This window comes from Vibrio sp. MACH09, from assembly GCF_033238805.1.
Classification (GTDB): domain Bacteria; phylum Pseudomonadota; class Gammaproteobacteria; order Enterobacterales; family Vibrionaceae; genus Vibrio.
Genome location: NZ_BSFZ01000001.1, coordinates 3,195,077 through 3,212,541, shown reverse-complemented (window position 1 = coordinate 3,212,541; position 17,465 = coordinate 3,195,077). Strand labels below are relative to the sequence as shown.

Here is a 17,465-nt window from a genome sequence, read left to right as displayed (position 1 = left end):
TACCAATAAAAATAATGTCGGAATATTCATGAAAGATACAGCCCCAATTCGTATTGCTACCCGTAAAAGCCCTCTTGCATTATGGCAAGCTTATTTTGTTAAAGATGCCCTTCAGTCTGCGCATCCCGGACTGGAAGTTGAGTTGGTTACGATGGTCACCAAAGGGGATATTATTCTCGATACACCTCTAGCAAAAGTTGGTGGTAAAGGACTGTTTGTTAAAGAGCTGGAAGTTGCAATGTTAGAAGGCCGCGCAGATTTAGCGGTTCACTCTATGAAAGATGTGCCTGTTGCGTTTCCGGAAGGTTTGGATTTAGTCACTATTTGTCAACGAGAAGATCCGCGTGATGCGTTTGTATCGAATACCTATCAATCGATAGACGAGTTACCTGAAGGATCAGTTGTTGGTACCTGTAGTTTACGTCGTCAGTGTCAATTAAAAGAAGCGCGTCCAGATATTATAGTTAAAGAGCTGCGAGGCAATGTGAATACTCGTTTGGCTAAACTGGATGCGGGAAATTATGACGCTATTATTCTTGCTGCTGCAGGATTAAAGCGATTGGAAATGGAAGATCGCATTAAAAGCTTTATAGAGCCAGAACAGTCACTACCGGCTGTGGGTCAAGGCGCGGTAGGCATCGAGTGTAGAGTTGATGATGCTCGTTTAATCGAGTTACTTGAGCCTCTTAACCATAAAGATACGGCAGATCGTGTACGTTGTGAACGCGCAATGAATATCCGTTTAGAAGGCGGTTGTCAGGTTCCTATTGGCAGTTACTCGTTATTAGACGGTGATCAGATCTGGCTAAGAGCACTGGTTGGCGAACCTGATGGTTCAAAAGTCGTTCGTGGTGAAATCCATGGGCACAGAGATGATGCAGAAAAATTAGGTGTTGAGTTGGCAGAGCAACTGTTGGATGACGGTGCGAAAGAGATTTTAGATAAGTTATATAACGAACATTAATATCTATGTCTGAGATGACTAAATCTGCTTTAAGCCATTCTTCTTCGGCTATGGCTGTTTTGATTACTCGTCCTGAAGGTGAAGGAGAGGAGTTGTGTCGTTTGGTACAGGCCCAAGGCATAACTGCTCACCATTATCCTCTTATCCGGTTTTTGCCCGGAAAAGATAATGAGGGGTTACTTCCCTTATTAAGTGGAGCAGAGATTATTATTGCTGTAAGTAAACAAGCGGTACTTTGGGCCGACAAAATTTTGCAATCGCAGCAAGAAAATTGGCCCAGTACAGCACTCTATTTTGCGATTGGTCAAAAAACAGCAGAAAAGTTAGGCTCAGTGTCTCACCAGCAAGTATGCTATCCCGAGGTCAGTGATAGCGAGCATTTTTTACAACTGAGCGCATTACAAAATATAGAGCATAAACGTGTTGTTATCTTAAGAGGCAACGGTGGCAGAGAGTTAATTTACTCTACATTGACAACACGCTTAGCCACAGTGGATTATTGTGAAGTCTACCAGCGTCACAAACAGACCTTTGATGGCCAATCTATACTCAATGACTGGCAAGAAAAAAACATCACTCATGTTATCACCACGAGTGGAGAACAATTAGAGCACTTGTTTCAGCAAGTGCCAGACAAACAGTGGCTATGTAATAGATGGGTCATTGTTCCGAGTAAGCGTATAGCGTACTTGGCAAATGAATTAGGATTTAATAACGTATTGGTTTCGGGAAGCGCATCGAATCCCGACTTATTAGCTGCAATTCTGCCGCAGTGTACAACAGGACAAGCGCATGACAAGTAAGAATAACGGGCAATCTGAACCTGAAAAAAAAGACTCTCAAACAGAAGTAACTTCATCAACCGATAATCAAAAAGCAAAAGATGATAAGCCGAAAAAAACGGAATCATCAAAAGCGTCAAAGGCAGCAGTAAAAGAGCCCTCTTCAGATGCTAAATCGGCATCGAATGATAAATTGGCGACTGATGCTAACAAACCGTCTTCGAAGGCAAAACCTCAGCCGTCAACTAAGCCTATTGAGTTAGAAGAGAAGCAAGGTAAAAGAGGCGTGAAGCTAGGTACTTTTGCTATCTTCCTTACCCTATTTGTCGGTGGTGGTGCAGCGGTGCTGGTTAATCAGCAAAACACGCAACATCAAGCTCAAATCGCGCAATTAGAAGCGCAAATTAAAAACATGAATAGTCAGCTTGAGCAGAAATTAGCATCAGCGAAGGCAACGACTCAGTCAGATATTAAGCAAGTTGATAACAAGACTGAAACCGCGATTGACCAACAGCAGAAAAGTATTAAAAGTCTACAAGTTGCTTTGGCTGACGTGAAAGGTCGTCGTCCTAATGATTGGTTATTAGCTGAGTCAGACTATTTGGTTAAGTTAGCTGGGCGCAAATTAATGCTAGAGAAAGATGTTGAGAGTGCCACTCTGCTAATGGAGAGTGCGGATCAACGAATTTCAGTATTGAATGACCCAAGTTTAGTGCCATTACGTAAAGAGATGGCGAAAGATATTACGGCTCTTAAATCGGTCGCATTAATAGATAAAGACGGTTTGGCATTACGACTAATGAGTTTGCAGCAGCAAGTGGATCAATTACCTCTTGCTAATGCTATTTTGCCGGATGCTCCAGTGGTCGAAAAAGCCGTGGTTTCTGAAGACATTAACGATTGGCAAGAGAACTTATTGACCTCTATGAAAGACTTCTCTGAGCAATTTATTACCTTTAGAACTCGTGATGGTAATGTGATTCCGTTGTTGTCGCCAAAACAGCATTACTATTTGAAAGAGAACATTAAAGGTAAAATTGAAACCGCTGTGCGTGCTGTCTACCAAGAGAATCAAGAAATCTACAAAATGTCTTTAGATGTTGCAGACAAGTGGGCGATGCAGTTCTTCAAACTGGATGATCCCGCTGTAGAGCAGTTCAGCAAATCAATACAACAGCTGGCAACCCAAAATATTTCAGTCAAATATCCAGTTAAGCTCTCTTCGCAAAAAGCACTTTCTGATGTGATCAATGAGCGCTTACGTCGTCAAGTAACAAGTATGACAGTGGAGGAAAAATAATGATTAGGATGATTTTCCTCTTCGCAGTACTTGGAATAGGACTCTTTGTTGGAACCCAATTTGCCGGACAACAGGGTTATGTGCTGATCTCTATAGCGGATAAAACCGTTGAAATGAGCGTAACAACGCTGGTGGTGCTGATCATAGCGTTACTCGCTGCGCTGTTTGGGCTCGAGTACATCATTAAAAAGGCGCTACGAGTTAGTAGCACAACGTGGAACTGGTTTAGTGTGCGTAAACTTAAACGAGCACGCCGCTATACCAATGAAGGTATCGTAAAACTATTAGAAGGTGATTGGCAGGCAGCAGAGAAGAAAGTGACTCGATGGGCTAACCATCATGACATGCCATTACTCTGTTACTTGATTGCATCTGAAGCCGCTCAAGAGATGGGCAATGAGCAAAAACGAGATCACTACTTGGAGCTTGCCGATAAGCAGGATAACTCCACTTTGGCCGTACTATTAACCAAAGCAAGATTACAAGTACGAGAAGAGAAATATAGCCAAGCTAACGAAACGTTATCCAGCTTAAAAGCGGATTATCCAAATAATGCTATGGTGTTAAACCTTCTTAAAACGACCTATCTCAATTTAAGAATGTGGCAACCATTATTGGCTATTCTTCCTAAGCTAGCGAAAATGAACAGTCTGGACGCCAAAGAGCAAGTGGCTCTTGCTCACCAAGCTCAGTGTGGCATGTTGGCTGATGTTGCTCAGGAAAAAGGCAGTGAAGGTCTGATGGCGCACTGGAATCAACTGCCAAGAAAGGTGCGAAAAGATACGGCTTTAATCGCCTGTTTTGTTAAACAATTGATGGAAAGAAAAGCGGACAGTGAAGCATTTACTGTTGTTAAAGAGACGCTAAAGAAAAATCGTCATGATGATCTTATCGCTCTGCTTCCTAATATGAACCTGAACGATGAACATCCAGCGATAGTGCTTTTAGAAGGTATCATTAAGAAAGAGCCGGATAATGCGGCCGCGCATAGCGCGTTAGGGCAGTTTTACTTCCGTGCAGAAAAATGGACAGAAGCTCAGAAGCATTTAGAACATGCGCTCTCTGTTCGTGCCAATGTCTCCGATTATGCTTATCTAGCAGACACATTGGAAAAACAAGAACTCACTCATGCTGCAAATGATGTCTCAAGGCAAGCATTGAAGTTACTTGAAGCAAACTAAATCAACGTACTGTTGGTGTGCGTTGTCTTAAAATAAGACAGCGCGGTTAATTTAGAACCAGTGGGTAATGCCTGCTGGTTTTTTTATGCTCTAATTTCAAGTTAAAGCTAATTATCCCGAGCTGAGGTTACTTACTGGGGGGGTAGGTAGCGATGACCACTTTTATCTGCTTTAAAAACAGAGAGATAATGCTGAAAGAAGTCACAAAGTGTATTGGCATTTTGATCGTCTTGGAATAGTGACAGTAACTCTATTCCCACCTCACAAGTGCATAAGTGACCTGGCTGTTGGTTTCGTCTTAATGAATATCTGGATAGCTGTGTACTGCTTAAATGTACCTTTGCCAGCTTATTTAACCATGGACTTTTTCGCATCATTTTAGCGGCTTCTTGCCAAGTGGAGTCTAGTATCACAAACTGATATTTATCATAAATATCAGTTTGTGAGTGCTTACTTATGACCCTATCTAGTTCAATGCTGTCATCAGAAGGAAAAAGAACCAGTGGAATTTTAGGACTCTCATGTAAGCAAGCGAGTAACTCACTATCTGGCTGTTTTCTATCCCAGATAAAAGTACGACAGTTTGCTAGGCTGTGCTGAAGTAACTTGCCTGTATTTGTGCTTCTCGCCAGTTCATTAGGGTGCGAAATGAGCACAATAGATAATGAGCTATCAATAGATGGCCATAAATGGCAAACACATTGATAACGGAAACCGCATTGAGGACACTGTTGGTCGCCATGTTGAGGTGAATTAGTCATTGTCAGTTTTGTATAGGACTAAACCTTGGTTAGCAATGGTATAAATATGGCCGTTTATTTTTTCTTTATCAGTCGAAATACGGTTCTCTTCTCTAGTGAAAATACGCTCTGCAATCAGTCGTTGCCCTTGATGAGAAGTCATTACCACCTGAACCTGATCAGGGTTTATCTGTTGCCAATATCCCATCTCTCTTCTTTCAGGTTGGTTATCTTGGTAGCGGTAATAGGTTTTTGCACTGTGATCGTCATTAAGCTCAACGGTCACTGAGAACGGTTGTGGTTGTGTGCTAGTGGCTTGATAAACACCGGCCCAGCTAGCGGTGTTATCTACATTTGCTAGTGTAGCGCAACCTTTCAGTTGGTTGTTCATTAGTGAAAGTTTGGATTTCCATCCGTATAACGAATCACTCATACCATCATTACAATCGGATTGCGTTAAGGTCAGTTGACCATCTTCAAACTGATAATCGCGACGCTTCTCTTTTATACTGCTCGACAGGCGATCAAATACACGGCTCTGTTCAGGGGTGCGATAGGTCACTTGATTTTTGGATAACGCTAATGACCAAAAAGGTTCCGTTCCAAACGCTCTAGTTGACTGTGGAGAAGCTGAGCAGCGATTAGGGTTTTCGGTACTAATAAGGTTGATCATAGAGACATTGAGTTTAGCGGTGTAATCTCTATCAACGCCGTATGGGCTGGTTTCGCTTAAAGTGACGACTAGCTCAGCGTATAAAGGCTCTGATGATGCTGGTATAGAATTATTTATAAGAGTTTGCTGAAGGTCATTAAATACCGCCCAGTACTGCTGGTTGCTATTACAAGGAGTAAAAGTCTGAGTATCATGACTCATAACTAACTTTCCTCTAAGCATAAATGGCGCGGTCTTTGTCTGTTGTTTGGTCAACTCTGATATCGGCAGTGGTGCTGGATGAGTTTCAAGCGGTTCTTTTTCTTCGGTAAAGGGAAATAATGAACAAGCCTGAAGAAACACGCAGGCCGTCACGACAAGGTGTCGAATGTTCAGAGACATAAAGGTCGTCCTTATATTAGCCACAACCAGCAATGGCTATGTATTTTGATGATCTTGTTGATGGTTATTCTATCTGAGCAAGTAAGGAGTAGAAAGCCACGGTAAGTGACTCTCTACTATTTTGTGAGGTTAAAGTAAGTTTGAGTTGAGATAGTGAGCGACGGCATTGTCGGCGTTAGAACCAATGACGGTATTATTTGGAAGAGCGCGTTTTACTTTTTCGTGAGCGGTTTCCATAACCAAGCCTTTTCCTGCCATAGAAAGCATTTCGGCATCGTTCATACCATCACCAAAGGCGATACATTGTTGTAATGTGAAGCCTAATGTTTGTGCCACAGCATCAAGCGCAGCGCCTTTAGAGACACTTTTACCCATAATTTCTAAGCAGTTAGGTGTAGAGAACGCCACACTAGTCACCTCTGAGAATTTCTCATTTATCTTAGTTTCATATTTAGCCAAATGGTCGTGATCAGTATGAATAAGGAAAATTTTAGCGATACCTTGTTCAGGTGCATGGTCAATATCGAACAGCGAGTAACTAAATTTTGATTCTTTGTGGAACTCTTTCAGCAGCTTATCTTCTTGGTTAATCAACCACTGGTCATTGTGGTAAAGGTTGATGCGTAAATCGCTATCGTGTTTCACCAAATCAAGAATAGGCTGCACCAAATCGCTTTCAATATCTTTACTGTACATAAGCTGATCGTTCACATCATGAACTCGTGCACCGTTTGAGGTAATCATATAAGCAGGTATACCCACTTGTTCGCGCATATTTGCTACGTCGATATGGTGACGACCTGTAGCAAAAACAAAATGGTATCCTTGTTGATGCAGAGCTTTAAGTGTCTGCTTACTGACTTCACTCAACTGATGGTCTGGAGAAAGGAGTGTGCCATCAAGGTCGGATGCAACAATAGTAAAATGTGAGTGAGAATCTTTGGACATAATTGCCTCATATAGCGAGAGTTAATTGACGCACACAGTGTACGTGAAAGAAATCGTAGAAAAGAGGGTAAATATTACTTTCCTCTTTTAGTGTCCTCAAAAAAAGCGAACACTTGTTCCAAGGCGCTCTCTCGAATCGTGTCTGATTCAAACAAGATCTCGTGTTTGCTCCCATCTATAATTTTTAGCTCACTATCATTATTGGTTGTTTTTAAAGCCGTTATGAATGTGTCTTGGGCGCTATTGCTGACGATTTTGTCTTGTGAACCTTGGAGTAGTAATAGTGGGATATCGATTTTTCTTGCTTCAAAAGTACACTGCTTAGCAGCAGAGAGTGCTTGCCATATCCATCGAGCACTCGGCCCCCCAAGTTTCATTTCAGGTTTGGCTTCATATAATTGTCGAAACCAATGGTAACGTAGTGAACTAGAGGTTAATGGGTTTATTTCAAACGGTTTAGGGTAATAATCTCTGTTTTCTGTGAGATAAAATGGCTTGGTATAAAGAGTCACTATCACAGGGATTAGATAAGTGACGATTGGCCTTAGGTACCATTTTATATCAACACCAAACATGGGAGCACTTAAGGCTATGCTATTAAACGGGGTAGTTGAATAACGTTGTAGATAGCGTGTCGCAACAGCTCCACCCATTGAGTGGGCGAGAATATGACGTTGTTGGTAACCACTCAGGTCAACGTTCGCTAACACGGATGCCATGTCGTCGACGTAATCATCGAAGTGATCCACATAGCCCATTTGCGGGTTCTCAATAAGTCGCTCAGAAAGTCCTTGCCCTCTATGATCAAACGAGTAAACGTCGAAACCTTTCTGGTATAAATCATAAAACAGTTCTTGGTATTTCCATGCAGATTCAATCCGCCCATTTACCACTATTACTGCTTTAGTGTGGTGAGGTGCTGTTAAAGAAACCCAGTAAAGCTGCTTGTCGGCGCAGCCTTGGATATAGCCTTCGTCTCGCTGTTGCCAAAGTTTGGCAACCTGATTTTCCATTTTATTTGAATACCATTCTTCTTGCATTAGCATCAATTTGATATCTGAGTTTCCCGTAAGAGTAACACCGATAATGGTTTGTGAGTAGACGGTTTAACCGCGCAACCAGTTTATGAATATTTGATTACAATCCACATTGGCTCTTGCACTATCTCATCGTGTTGTTAATATATGCGCATATCCATATGTGTGAGTTGTATTATGATCCCAAGTGAGTTTTTTAAATTACTGTCGGATGAGACGAGAGTAAGGTGCATGCTACTTATTAGCCGAGAGCAAGAGCTGTGTGTATGTGAACTAACAGAGGCACTTGAAGAGAGCCAACCCAAAATATCTCGCCATCTCGCTAAGTTGAGACAATCTGGTGTGCTCATTGATGAGCGAAAAGGTCAGTGGATCAAATACCGAGTATCAGATGAATTGCCAGGCTGGATGAGAAAGATTATTGAGAACTTAAGCGCATCAAACTGCTTGAAGCAAACCTATCAGCAAGATATCGACCGCCTAGCTGCTATGCAGAACAGACCGTCGGTATGTTAATTAAATGAAATTTATACAAATAGTAACCTAATTAAAAGGAACAATTATGCCTATTAAAGTTGGTATTAATGGTTTTGGTCGTATTGGACGTTTAGCAATGCGTGCAGCGTTTGACTGGCCTGAAATTGAGTTTGTCATGATAAATGATGTTGCTGGAGACACAACGACATTGGCTCATCTGCTTGAATTTGATTCTATTCAAGGACGCTGGCAGCATGAAGTGAATGTGGATGGAAGTGATATTGTTATTAATCAGCAGAAGATAAAAACAACGCAAGTGTCCGATATTGACGATGTTGACTGGTCTATCTGTGATGTGGTGATCGAAGCGACAGGTGTTCATCGTAAAAAAGCGATTCTTAATAAATATTTAGAACAAGGTGTTAAGCGAGTGGTTGTTTCTGCACCGGTGAAAGAAGAAGGTGTGGCAAATATCGTTGTGGGTGTAAATGACCATATTTTCGATCCAAGTATTCACCGAATAGTGACGGCGGCATCTTGTACCACTAACTGTATTGCACCGGTAGTAAAAGTTATTCATGAGAAACTTGGTATTGAACAGTCATCATTTACCACGATTCATAACCTGACTAATACACAAACTATTCTGGATGCCCCTCATAAAGATCTACGTCGTGCTCGTTCGTGCGGCACCAGTTTAATTCCTACGACTACAGGTTCGGCGACTGCCATTGTAGAAATATTCCCAGAGTTAAAAGATAAGATCAATGGACACGCTGTTCGAGTTCCATTAGCGAATGCCTCATTGACAGACATTATCTTTGACGTGAAAAGAGATACTACGCATGAAGAAGTTAACGCTTTATTAAAGGAAGCGTCGGAAGGCGAGCTAAAAGGGATTTTGGGTTATGAAACTCGACCTTTAGTTTCCATTGATTACAAAGGTGATCAACGTTCAACCATTGTTGATGCTCAATCAACTATGGTGGTAGGAACGCGAATGGTGAAGATCTATGCTTGGTATGACAATGAAATGGGCTATGCAACTCGTACATCTGAGTTGGTACGTAATGTAGGTTTAGCTTAAGGATGAATGATATGACACACCCAATTTGGCAGTTAAAGGTTAATAAAACCGACGATGATGCGGCCCTTATTTTAACACCTTGTCCCGGAACCAAAGGTGTTTCGTTGCGTGACTCTTTAATGCAGTTGAAAGAGCAAGGAGCAGAAGCGATAGTAACGGCACTGACAATGGATGAAATGGTCAGTAAAGATGTACAGCAGTTAGAAGAGGTTAGTCGTTCTTTGGCGATGAAGTGGTTTCACTTGCCTATTGAAGATGATCGCGCTCCTGAAAGCGACTTTGCTACGAAATGGAATGCAGTCTCTTCAGAGTTACATGCCATATTGGACAACAATGGCAAAGTTGTTATGCATTGTATGGGTGGGTCTGGTCGGACAGGGCTTCTTGCCGCTCATTTACTATTAGAAAAAGGGTGGGAAATTGACTCCATAGTCAATGAGGTTCAAGCATTAAGACCCGGCGCATACACCAAGCCTGTTCAGGTTGAGTATCTTGAGACCCTAAGAGATAAATGAGCATTTGGATCATGATGATCTAAATGCTTTGATCGCTGTACAAATTAGGTAGAGAAATGTTTTCAAATCTCGATAAAAGTATTCGTCAGTACATGATAGTGACGTTTAACTATTGGAACTTCACCATTACAGATGGCGCGCTTCGTATGCTGGTGGTGTTATATTTCCACGATCTTGGCTATAGCACCCTTGCCATTGCTTCGCTCTTTCTGTTTTATGAGTTTTTTGGTGTTGTTACCAACCTTATTGGGGGCTGGTTAGGGGCTCGGCTCGGTTTAAACCGAACGATGAACATTGGTTTGGCAATGCAAATTGTGGCCTTAATGATGCTTGCTGTGCCTAATGTATGGTTAACAATTCCTTGGGTAATGGCAGCGCAGGCGGTGTCGGGAATCGCTAAAGATCTGAATAAAATGAGCGCCAAGAGTGCCATAAAAACCTTGGTTCCAGATGAGCAGCAGGGCGCTTTATATAAGTGGATTGCTATTCTTACGGGATCGAAAAACGCCCTTAAAGGAATGGGGTTCTTTATCGGCGGTTTATTGCTCTCTTATATCGGCTTTCAGTATGCTGTTCTCTCAATGGCGGCAGTACTCATCGTGGTGTTTATTGCCAGCCTTATAAGTTTAGAAAAAGACCTAGGGAAAGCGAAAAGCAAGCCAAAGTTTAAACAGATATTTTCCAAATCGAGCAGCATAAATATTTTGTCAGCAGCACGAATGTTTCTATTTGGCGCTAGAGACGTCTGGTTTGTTGTGGCCTTGCCTATCTATTTGGGATCGGTATTTGGTTGGGATCATCTATGGGTCGGCGGGTTTTTGGCATCGTGGGTGATTGCTTATGGTGTTGTTCAGGGTGTGGCGCCCAAAATAACAGGCAAAGCAGAAGGAAAGGTACCTGATGGTTCAGTGGCGATGCGATGGGCAGCATTACTTACGGTGGTAACAGCAGCCATTGCGTATGGGGTACAAATCGGCTGGCAAGCAGAATTTACTATCGTTGTTGGACTACTGATATTTGGTGCTATTTTTGCTGTTAACTCATCCTTACATTCATATCTGATTGTTAGCTACGCGAAAGGTGATGGGGTTTCTTTGGATGTCGGTTTCTACTATATGGCGAATGCTATGGGTCGATTAATTGGCACCATTTTGTCCGGGTGGGTGTTCCAGATTGCAGGGTTAGCGGCGTGTTTGTGGGTCTCTTTTGCATTCCTACTTGTTACTACTCTTATCTCTTTGTATCTGCCTAATTCGCATTCATCTCATGAGGTAAGATCATAACGCGTGCTTTTATTTTGGCGGAGACACACTAATTATCACGATAAGCTGCATGACTATTTTCTTACTTGGTTCTGACCAATGATATGCATAAGTTGTTATAGTTAGGCGAGTACTATTGCTAAAGTGAATTTATGAAAGAGCGTGTTTTCTTTTTTGATCTATTACGTTGTGTTGCTGCGATAGCGGTTATAGCTATTCATGTTTTAGCGCCATACCGGCATGAGCTTGGTGTTATTTCATTTGATGAATGGTTTACCGCAATTTCTGTTAACAGTTTAAGTCGTTGGGCTGTCCCTGTATTTATCTTGATTACAGGGGCGCTTATGTTGAGTGATCGAAGAGAGTTTAATCTTCCATATTATTTAAAGCGACGCTTAGGGAAAGTACTGTTGCCTTTCTTGGTTTGGTCGCTTTTTTATGCTTATTTGTCAGGTTGGACTGCGCAAGGCTTTATAGCTCAAGAGGTAGAAGGTGCTCTACTAAATAGTGCGACCTCCGCTACCTATTATCATCTTGGTTTTTTCTATTACTTTATTCCTCTCTATTTTGTTATCCCTTTCTTTCAAGCAGCAGTACAAAAGCAGCATGAGTCTTGGTTAGTGCTATACGTTGGTTTATGGCTGTTCACAACCGTGTTGTATCTGGCAAAAATTGATGGGCCTTGGAGCAATCAGATGTGGCTCTATAGTGGTTACTTACCTCTTGGTTACCTGTTGTATCAAAAGGTGTCATTAAAGAGAGCCAATGTGGTATTAATCACTTTGGCTGGGTTAGTCGCTGGGTTATTGACGATAGCGATGGTGACCTCACTAAGTTTGGACGCCGGCCAGTACACCGTAGCAAGATGGCTATCTTACAAAACGATTAATACCGTTGTGATAGCGTCAATGTTGTTTATGTTGTGCCGATATGTTGCCAACCGTCAGTTGCCGGAAAAATTTAATAAAGCCGTATGTTTTATTAGCCAGCATAGTTTAGGGATTTATATACTTCATCCACTTTTCTTATGGCCAGTAAAAGCGTTTGGTTGGGATCAAGGTCATCCGGCATGGGAAATCCCTCTGTGGGTAGCGGTCAGCGGAAGTTTAGCTCTAGCGAGCAGCTGGTTATTGTCACGCTCATCAAAAACGCGATGGCTGCTTCCATAGGGGCATGTGCTCTCTATGAGTAGCCGGTTTTTGTTATTTTTTGTAAAGATGTTCCCGTATTTATGAGAATTTACTTATACTTAAGTTATGGAATGGAAACTTGAGTGTAGAGGGATATTACGATGTCAGATATTGAAAAAGTCGTTAAGCGCACTCGTCGGATAGAGAAACTATTGAGAGTTCAATATCATGCTGAAGGTAAAGGGCTTCATCAACTGATTACCAGTACTGAAGAGAGATTGCCTCATGATGTTATTAGTCGGTTGCGTTATATTGCGACAATAAGAAATAAGATCGTGCATGAAGATGATTTTCGTTTAGATGATAGAAAGGCGTTTTTATCTGTGTGCGACGCCTGTGAGAAAGAGTTAACCCCACGAGCTGGTCGGTTTATTTGGTGCATTGCTGTGTCATTAATGGCACTAATTACTCTTGCTGCGTTAGGTTTTTATTACGCTCATTGGGACAAGCTTTCTGCACACTTATAACGACGCATCATCGATGCGATGATGCGTTAAAAACATTTTAGCCAATGCTCTCATGGTTAATTAAATGTTAATCATGTTACTTGTTCGATCTAATTGGTTTCAGCTAGCCAGTAATTTAGCTGCTTAGATCCAACTATTGCGATTAGTTACTGGACTAACATATCTATTTTCCTACACTGGCGACCTTCGTAACAAAGAGGAAGCACTATGTGGAGCTGGCTAATCGTCGGACTGTCTGGTTTAATTCATATCTCAACGGTCAATCATGAGAATAAAAGACTGTCTTACATCTCTAAGCCTATCACGCTTCTTTTTTTATTCGCTATCCTAGTGGTATCAGGTAGTGAAAAGCCACAATTTGTTTGGGTTGCCCTCGGTTTATTACTTTCCATTTGTGCTGATTTTTTTTGGTCGCTCTCTAAAGCAAAAGTTAAAGCTGCCTTTAGCATGTTCATCATTGCTTTTCTCTGTTATAGCAAAGCGTTATGGCTGCCCTTTAACGGAGAAATTAGCTGGTGGTTACCCTCTATTTTATTTGCAGCAGCAGTAATGGTGGTATTAATGCTGCTACCTCGACTGGATAAAGTGGTGCTCCCCGTATCTGTTATGGGGCTTATTCTTGTGCAAATGGTATGGGCTTCAATCGCAGTATGGTTAGTCGATCCAACAGCAAATCATTTGTTTGCTTGTGTTTCTTGTTCAGTTTTCATTATTGCGACATTGATTAGGGCGCTCAACATCTATCGACGTTCAACCATTCGGGCAGATATACTTTCTACCGCTGGGCTTTTCCTTGGTCACGCATTTATGGTCGCTTCCGTTATCATTTAAGACTTGTCGACACTTTCTAGTGTGGCTGGTTACTAACTGATATCCGTTTTATATTTATCTTTAAAATAAACGCGAGTTGAAATATCTTATCTTTTCGTAAATAGAAGATATTTTGTGCTATTCGCTGTATTCTCTATGCTTTAATGCTAGGAGGTTTTAATGGCACAGCAAATTCATGGGCACACTGTTCTCGATATTCTTTCTGAAAACTCCCTTACTAGAGAAGAACTAAAATCTTACCTTACTGAAAAGTATGGTAAAGATGTGCTTTTCCATACTTGTCAGAGTGAAGGATTAGACTTTGATACCCTGTTTGATTTCTTTATCAGTAAACAGAAAGTTTCCTGCGTAGCAGGCAAGTTCTCTTCTTGTGCTGCTAACAAATGCGCACATTGATGTTTAACAACACGGATTTATGAGTATTATTAAATTCATATCACCATTAATTGTTGAGATGTAAATAGCGATGGAATTATTGTCAGCAGCAACCATGCTGTTTTTAATTATGGATCCTTTAGGAAACCTACCAGTTATCCTTTCCATTCTTAAACATATTGACCCTAAAAGACGCCGAATTATATTGGTTCGCGAGCTCTGTATTGCTTTGGTGATATTGATGGCGTTTCTATTTGGTGGTCAGACAGTACTTAATTTCTTACATGTTCAGCCTGAAACCTTGAGTATCTCTGGTGGAGTCATTTTGTTTATTATTGCGATCAGAATGATTTTTCCTCAACCGGGTGGGGTTACAGGACTCGCCGCTGGTGAAGAGCCCTATATTGTTCCTATGGCAATCCCTATGATCGCGGGACCATCGGTCATGGCTTCTCTATTGTTACTTTCCAGCCAAGAGCCCGACCGATTAGGTGATTGGGCGGCAGCCTTGTTGATTGCATGGGGAGCGAGTTTCGTTGTTCTTATGTTTTACAACTTTTTCCATAAGTTACTGGGGGAACGAGGCTTAAAAGCCGTTGAGCGCTTAATGGGATTATTGTTAGTAATGATCTCTATGCAAATGTTGTTAGACGGTATTAAAGATTATATGGGATAGATAGAAGCGCATTTATCATGCGCTTTTTTTACATCATATGTTTTCGTCTGATATCAAGCAGCGAAAAAATACCAAAAATTAATATGGACCATTTTTCCCATCCACTGATCTCAATTTTGTCGCCAAAAGCTCCGATGAAAATGAGCATTTGCACCGCATGCATCATAAATAAAAATGCCGTCATAATGTAAAGAGCGATGGCTGCTTTGCCGGGAAAAGGCATAAATAAATTTAGAATTAGAACCATCCACACAAAGGCAATGGAGATCTTTGCCAACATAATTAGTATTTTCATTTGCTGTTCCTTTGATAAAGTCTAAAACTTACCTGTCCTGCGGTCTTTTCTCTGTATAAGCTCCAGTGAACGGGTATGGCTGGCAAGGTAAGTTCTTTCTCTGTTTCTATGTATATCATGGCTTCATCACTTAGCCATCCATTCTCTTCAAGGCGTTGTATGGTCTCTTCTAGCAGACCCTGCCTAAACGGAGGATCGATAAACACGATATCATGGGCTGTGCCTTGCTGGTTTAAATAGTGTAGAGCATCTGTTTGTATTGCTGTAATTTTATCTGTTTTCAATAGGGCAATATTAGTGAGTAACTGTTGATGCGCTGCGGAGTTTAATTCTAGCATGACAACTTGCTCTGCTTGCCTTGATGCGGCCTCAAAGCCTAAACCTCCAGAGCCCGCAAATAGATCAAGACATTTTGCGTGAGGGAGATCGAGTGAAAGCCAGTTAAATACCGTTTCTTTTACTCTATCGGTAGTGGGGCGTAAGCCTTCAGCATTATGCACGGGAAGTTTTCTACCGCGCCAGAGCCCAGAAATTATACGAACAGAGCCGATAGATGCCTTTTTTGTGAGAGAGTTTTGTGGACGACGTCTTACCATAGATTTTTTGACCGCGAATAAAGTGATACTATAACCAGTTCGAAGTGTACCAATCATTGTCAAAAGATTTCAGTACTTTGTGCATTAATTCTGTTTCAATAACGAAACAGAGCAAGAAGCAGAGTCAAGAGTTGAAACTAAGACTCATAACAGTAGCAGTAAAATCTAGGATTTCTCCAGATGACGGAAAAGAAAAAACGCGGATTATTTTCATGGCTTGGTTTTGGTGATAAAGATGAGCAAGACCAAGAGACAACTCAGAATGAAACAACGGATCAGCAAGAGCAAGTTGAAGTTGAGCAGGACGAAGTTAAGCAGACGGATCTAGAACAGATAGAACCGAGTCAGCAGCAGGATAGCACTCGCGATAACGAACTCGAACAACAAGCAGATAGTGAGTTAGCGGCTGATGAACAAGATATTGAGCATCAGTCTGAGTCCTCTGTGGTGGTTGAAGAGTTGCATTCTGAAGATGATATCAATGAAACGTCTGTCAGTAATGAAGAGGTTGAGGTTGCATCTGAGCAAGATGGCGCTCATTCTGCCCTAGAGTCAGAAGAGTCAGAAGAGTCAGAAGAGTCAGAAGAGTCAGAAGAGTCAGAAGAGTCAGAAGAGTCAGAAGAGTCAGAAGAGTCAGAAGAGTCAGAAGAGTCAGAAGAGTCAGAAGAGTCAGAAGAGTCAGAAGAGTCAGAAGAGTCAGAAGAGTCAGAAGAGTCATCTCCGCGAGTGGTAGAACAAGAAAAGCCAACAGAAGGCTTTTTTGCCCGTCTTAAACGTAGCTTATCTCGTACCAAGCAAAATATTGGCGCCGGTTTCTTTGGTTTGTTCAAAGGAAAGAAAATAGATGACGACCTATTTGAAGAGCTAGAAGAGCAGCTTTTGATTGCCGATGTTGGTATGGATACAACATTAAAAATCATTTCAAACTTAACTGAAAAAGCTTCTCGAAGAGAGCTTAAAGACGGTGAAGCGTTATACGGCCTATTAAAAGAAGAGATGAGTGAAATACTGTTTCATGTAGATCAACCACTGACGGTTGATACTCAAAAGAGCCCTTATGTTATTTTGATGGTAGGGGTTAATGGCGTAGGTAAAACGACGACCATTGGCAAGTTAGCAAAACAGTTCCAAGCTCAAGGCAAATCCGTAATGCTTGCCGCTGGAGATACTTTCCGAGCTGCAGCCGTTGAACAGCTGCAAGTGTGGGGAGAGAGAAATGATGTTCCTGTTATTGCTCAGCATACTGGCGCAGATAGCGCATCTGTTATTTATGACGCAATTGAAGCTGCGAAAGCACGCGGTGTTGATGTCGTTATTGCGGATACAGCAGGTCGATTACAGAACAAGAGCAACTTGATGGAAGAGCTGCGAAAAATTGTTCGTGTAATGAAAAAGATTGACGATTCAGCACCTCATGAAATCATGTTAACTCTGGATGCCGGAACAGGCCAAAATGCCATTAGCCAAGCCAAGCTATTTAGTGATGTGGCTCCTATAACGGGTATTACGTTGACAAAATTGGATGGCACAGCAAAAGGTGGTGTTATCTTTGCCATTGCTGATCAGTTCACTATTCCAATTCGTTATATTGGTGTTGGTGAAGGTATCGACGACTTAAGACCGTTCAATACAGATGACTTTATAGAAGCCTTGTTTAGCCGAGAAGAGTAATTGGGTCAAATTCTGTA

Annotated in this window: 20 protein-coding genes; 14 read left to right on the top strand and 6 right to left on the bottom strand. The window is 41.6% G+C overall.

Annotation, left to right across the window (positions count from 1 at the left end; genetic code table 11):
* The first annotated feature begins 28 nt into the window (after positions 1-28).
* Genes hemC through CHJ_RS14490 form a run of 4 tightly spaced genes read left to right on the top strand, consistent with a single transcriptional unit; the run spans position 29 to position 4,227 of the window.
* The gene (gene hemC, locus CHJ_RS14505) at positions 29-964 is read left to right on the top strand and encodes a hydroxymethylbilane synthase (protein ID WP_317918000.1); all 936 of its coding nucleotides are present in this window, start codon (positions 29-31) and stop codon (positions 962-964) included.
* Positions 965-969: 5 nt separating this feature from the next.
* Positions 970-1,767: a uroporphyrinogen-III synthase gene (locus CHJ_RS14500; RefSeq protein WP_317917999.1), complete on the top strand. Its 798-nt coding sequence runs from the start codon at positions 970-972 to the stop codon at positions 1,765-1,767.
* Positions 1,757-3,046 (top strand): uroporphyrinogen-III C-methyltransferase, encoded by a 1,290-nt coding sequence (locus tag CHJ_RS14495; RefSeq protein ID WP_317917998.1) that lies wholly within the window; start codon positions 1,757-1,759, stop codon positions 3,044-3,046. The genes CHJ_RS14500 and CHJ_RS14495 overlap by 11 nt, the downstream gene beginning before the upstream one ends.
* Positions 3,046-4,227, top strand: a complete 1,182-nt coding sequence (locus CHJ_RS14490) for a heme biosynthesis protein HemY (RefSeq protein WP_171754974.1) — start codon at positions 3,046-3,048, stop codon at positions 4,225-4,227. Before CHJ_RS14495 ends, CHJ_RS14490 begins: the two co-directional genes overlap by 1 nt.
* A 131-nt stretch (positions 4,228-4,358) precedes the next feature.
* Here CHJ_RS14490 and CHJ_RS14485 read toward each other — a convergent pair whose 3' ends face one another.
* The 4 genes from CHJ_RS14485 to CHJ_RS14470 all read right to left on the bottom strand — a co-directional run bounded on the left by CHJ_RS14485 (position 4,359) and on the right by CHJ_RS14470 (position 7,982).
* Complete coding sequence (locus tag CHJ_RS14485; RefSeq protein WP_317917997.1) at positions 4,359-4,988, bottom strand: tRNA-uridine aminocarboxypropyltransferase; 630 nt, start codon at positions 4,986-4,988, stop codon at positions 4,359-4,361.
* A complete protein-coding gene (locus tag CHJ_RS14480; RefSeq protein WP_317917996.1) occupies positions 4,981-6,021 on the bottom strand; it encodes a COG3650 family protein in 1,041 nt (346 codons plus the stop codon). Before CHJ_RS14480 ends, CHJ_RS14485 begins: the two co-directional genes overlap by 8 nt.
* Positions 6,022-6,150: 129 nt before the next feature.
* Positions 6,151-6,969 (bottom strand): Cof-type HAD-IIB family hydrolase, encoded by an 819-nt coding sequence (locus CHJ_RS14475; RefSeq protein WP_171754977.1) that lies wholly within the window; start codon positions 6,967-6,969, stop codon positions 6,151-6,153.
* Positions 6,970-7,043: 74 nt separating this feature from the next.
* Positions 7,044-7,982, bottom strand: coding sequence for an alpha/beta fold hydrolase (locus tag CHJ_RS14470; RefSeq protein ID WP_317917995.1), 939 nt, complete (start codon positions 7,980-7,982; stop codon positions 7,044-7,046).
* 201 nt (positions 7,983-8,183) lie between these two features.
* On the opposite strand from CHJ_RS14470, the gene CHJ_RS14465 reads away from it, so the two are divergent.
* From CHJ_RS14465 to CHJ_RS14425, 9 genes are all read left to right on the top strand, one after another.
* Entirely contained in the window at positions 8,184-8,522 is a 339-nt protein-coding gene (locus tag CHJ_RS14465; protein WP_171754979.1) for a metalloregulator ArsR/SmtB family transcription factor, read from the top strand.
* A gap of 46 nt (positions 8,523-8,568) precedes the next feature.
* Positions 8,569-9,570, top strand: coding sequence for an ArsJ-associated glyceraldehyde-3-phosphate dehydrogenase (locus CHJ_RS14460; protein ID WP_171754980.1), 1,002 nt, complete (start codon positions 8,569-8,571; stop codon positions 9,568-9,570).
* 11 nt (positions 9,571-9,581) lie between these two features.
* The gene (locus CHJ_RS14455) at positions 9,582-10,085 is read left to right on the top strand and encodes a cyclin-dependent kinase inhibitor 3 family protein (protein WP_317917994.1); all 504 of its coding nucleotides are present in this window, start codon (positions 9,582-9,584) and stop codon (positions 10,083-10,085) included.
* A 56-nt stretch (positions 10,086-10,141) separates the two neighbouring features.
* Positions 10,142-11,368, top strand: coding sequence for an organoarsenical effux MFS transporter ArsJ (gene arsJ / locus CHJ_RS14450; protein WP_317917993.1), 1,227 nt, complete (start codon positions 10,142-10,144; stop codon positions 11,366-11,368).
* A gap of 131 nt (positions 11,369-11,499) precedes the next feature.
* Positions 11,500-12,516 (top strand): acyltransferase, encoded by a 1,017-nt coding sequence (locus CHJ_RS14445; protein WP_317917992.1) that lies wholly within the window; start codon positions 11,500-11,502, stop codon positions 12,514-12,516.
* Positions 12,517-12,638: 122 nt separating this feature from the next.
* The gene (locus CHJ_RS14440) at positions 12,639-13,004 is read left to right on the top strand and encodes a DUF4145 domain-containing protein (RefSeq protein ID WP_171754984.1); all 366 of its coding nucleotides are present in this window, start codon (positions 12,639-12,641) and stop codon (positions 13,002-13,004) included.
* 207 nt (positions 13,005-13,211) lie between these two features.
* The gene (locus CHJ_RS14435) at positions 13,212-13,835 is read left to right on the top strand and encodes a lysoplasmalogenase (protein WP_317917991.1); all 624 of its coding nucleotides are present in this window, start codon (positions 13,212-13,214) and stop codon (positions 13,833-13,835) included.
* Between the two features lie 159 nt (positions 13,836-13,994).
* Entirely contained in the window at positions 13,995-14,231 is a 237-nt protein-coding gene (locus CHJ_RS14430) for a YecH family metal-binding protein (protein ID WP_171754986.1), read from the top strand.
* A gap of 70 nt (positions 14,232-14,301) precedes the next feature.
* On the top strand, positions 14,302-14,886 hold the full coding sequence (locus tag CHJ_RS14425) for a YhgN family NAAT transporter (protein ID WP_171754987.1): 585 nt from the start codon (positions 14,302-14,304) through the stop codon (positions 14,884-14,886).
* Positions 14,887-14,914: 28 nt separating this feature from the next.
* Here CHJ_RS14425 and CHJ_RS14420 read toward each other — a convergent pair whose 3' ends face one another.
* Positions 14,915-15,181 carry a DUF1145 domain-containing protein gene (locus CHJ_RS14420; RefSeq protein WP_171754988.1) on the bottom strand — a complete coding sequence of 89 codons (267 nt, stop codon included), beginning with the start codon at positions 15,179-15,181 and terminating at the stop codon, positions 14,915-14,917.
* The gene (gene rsmD / locus CHJ_RS14415; protein ID WP_317917990.1) at positions 15,178-15,777 is read right to left on the bottom strand and encodes a 16S rRNA (guanine(966)-N(2))-methyltransferase RsmD; all 600 of its coding nucleotides are present in this window, start codon (positions 15,775-15,777) and stop codon (positions 15,178-15,180) included. The genes CHJ_RS14420 and rsmD overlap by 4 nt, the downstream gene beginning before the upstream one ends.
* A gap of 180 nt (positions 15,778-15,957) precedes the next feature.
* Here rsmD and ftsY point away from each other — a divergent pair, with 180 nt between their 5' ends.
* Entirely contained in the window at positions 15,958-17,448 is a 1,491-nt protein-coding gene (gene ftsY / locus CHJ_RS14410) for a signal recognition particle-docking protein FtsY (RefSeq protein ID WP_317917989.1), read from the top strand.
* The last annotated feature ends 17 nt before the right edge of the window (positions 17,449-17,465 follow it).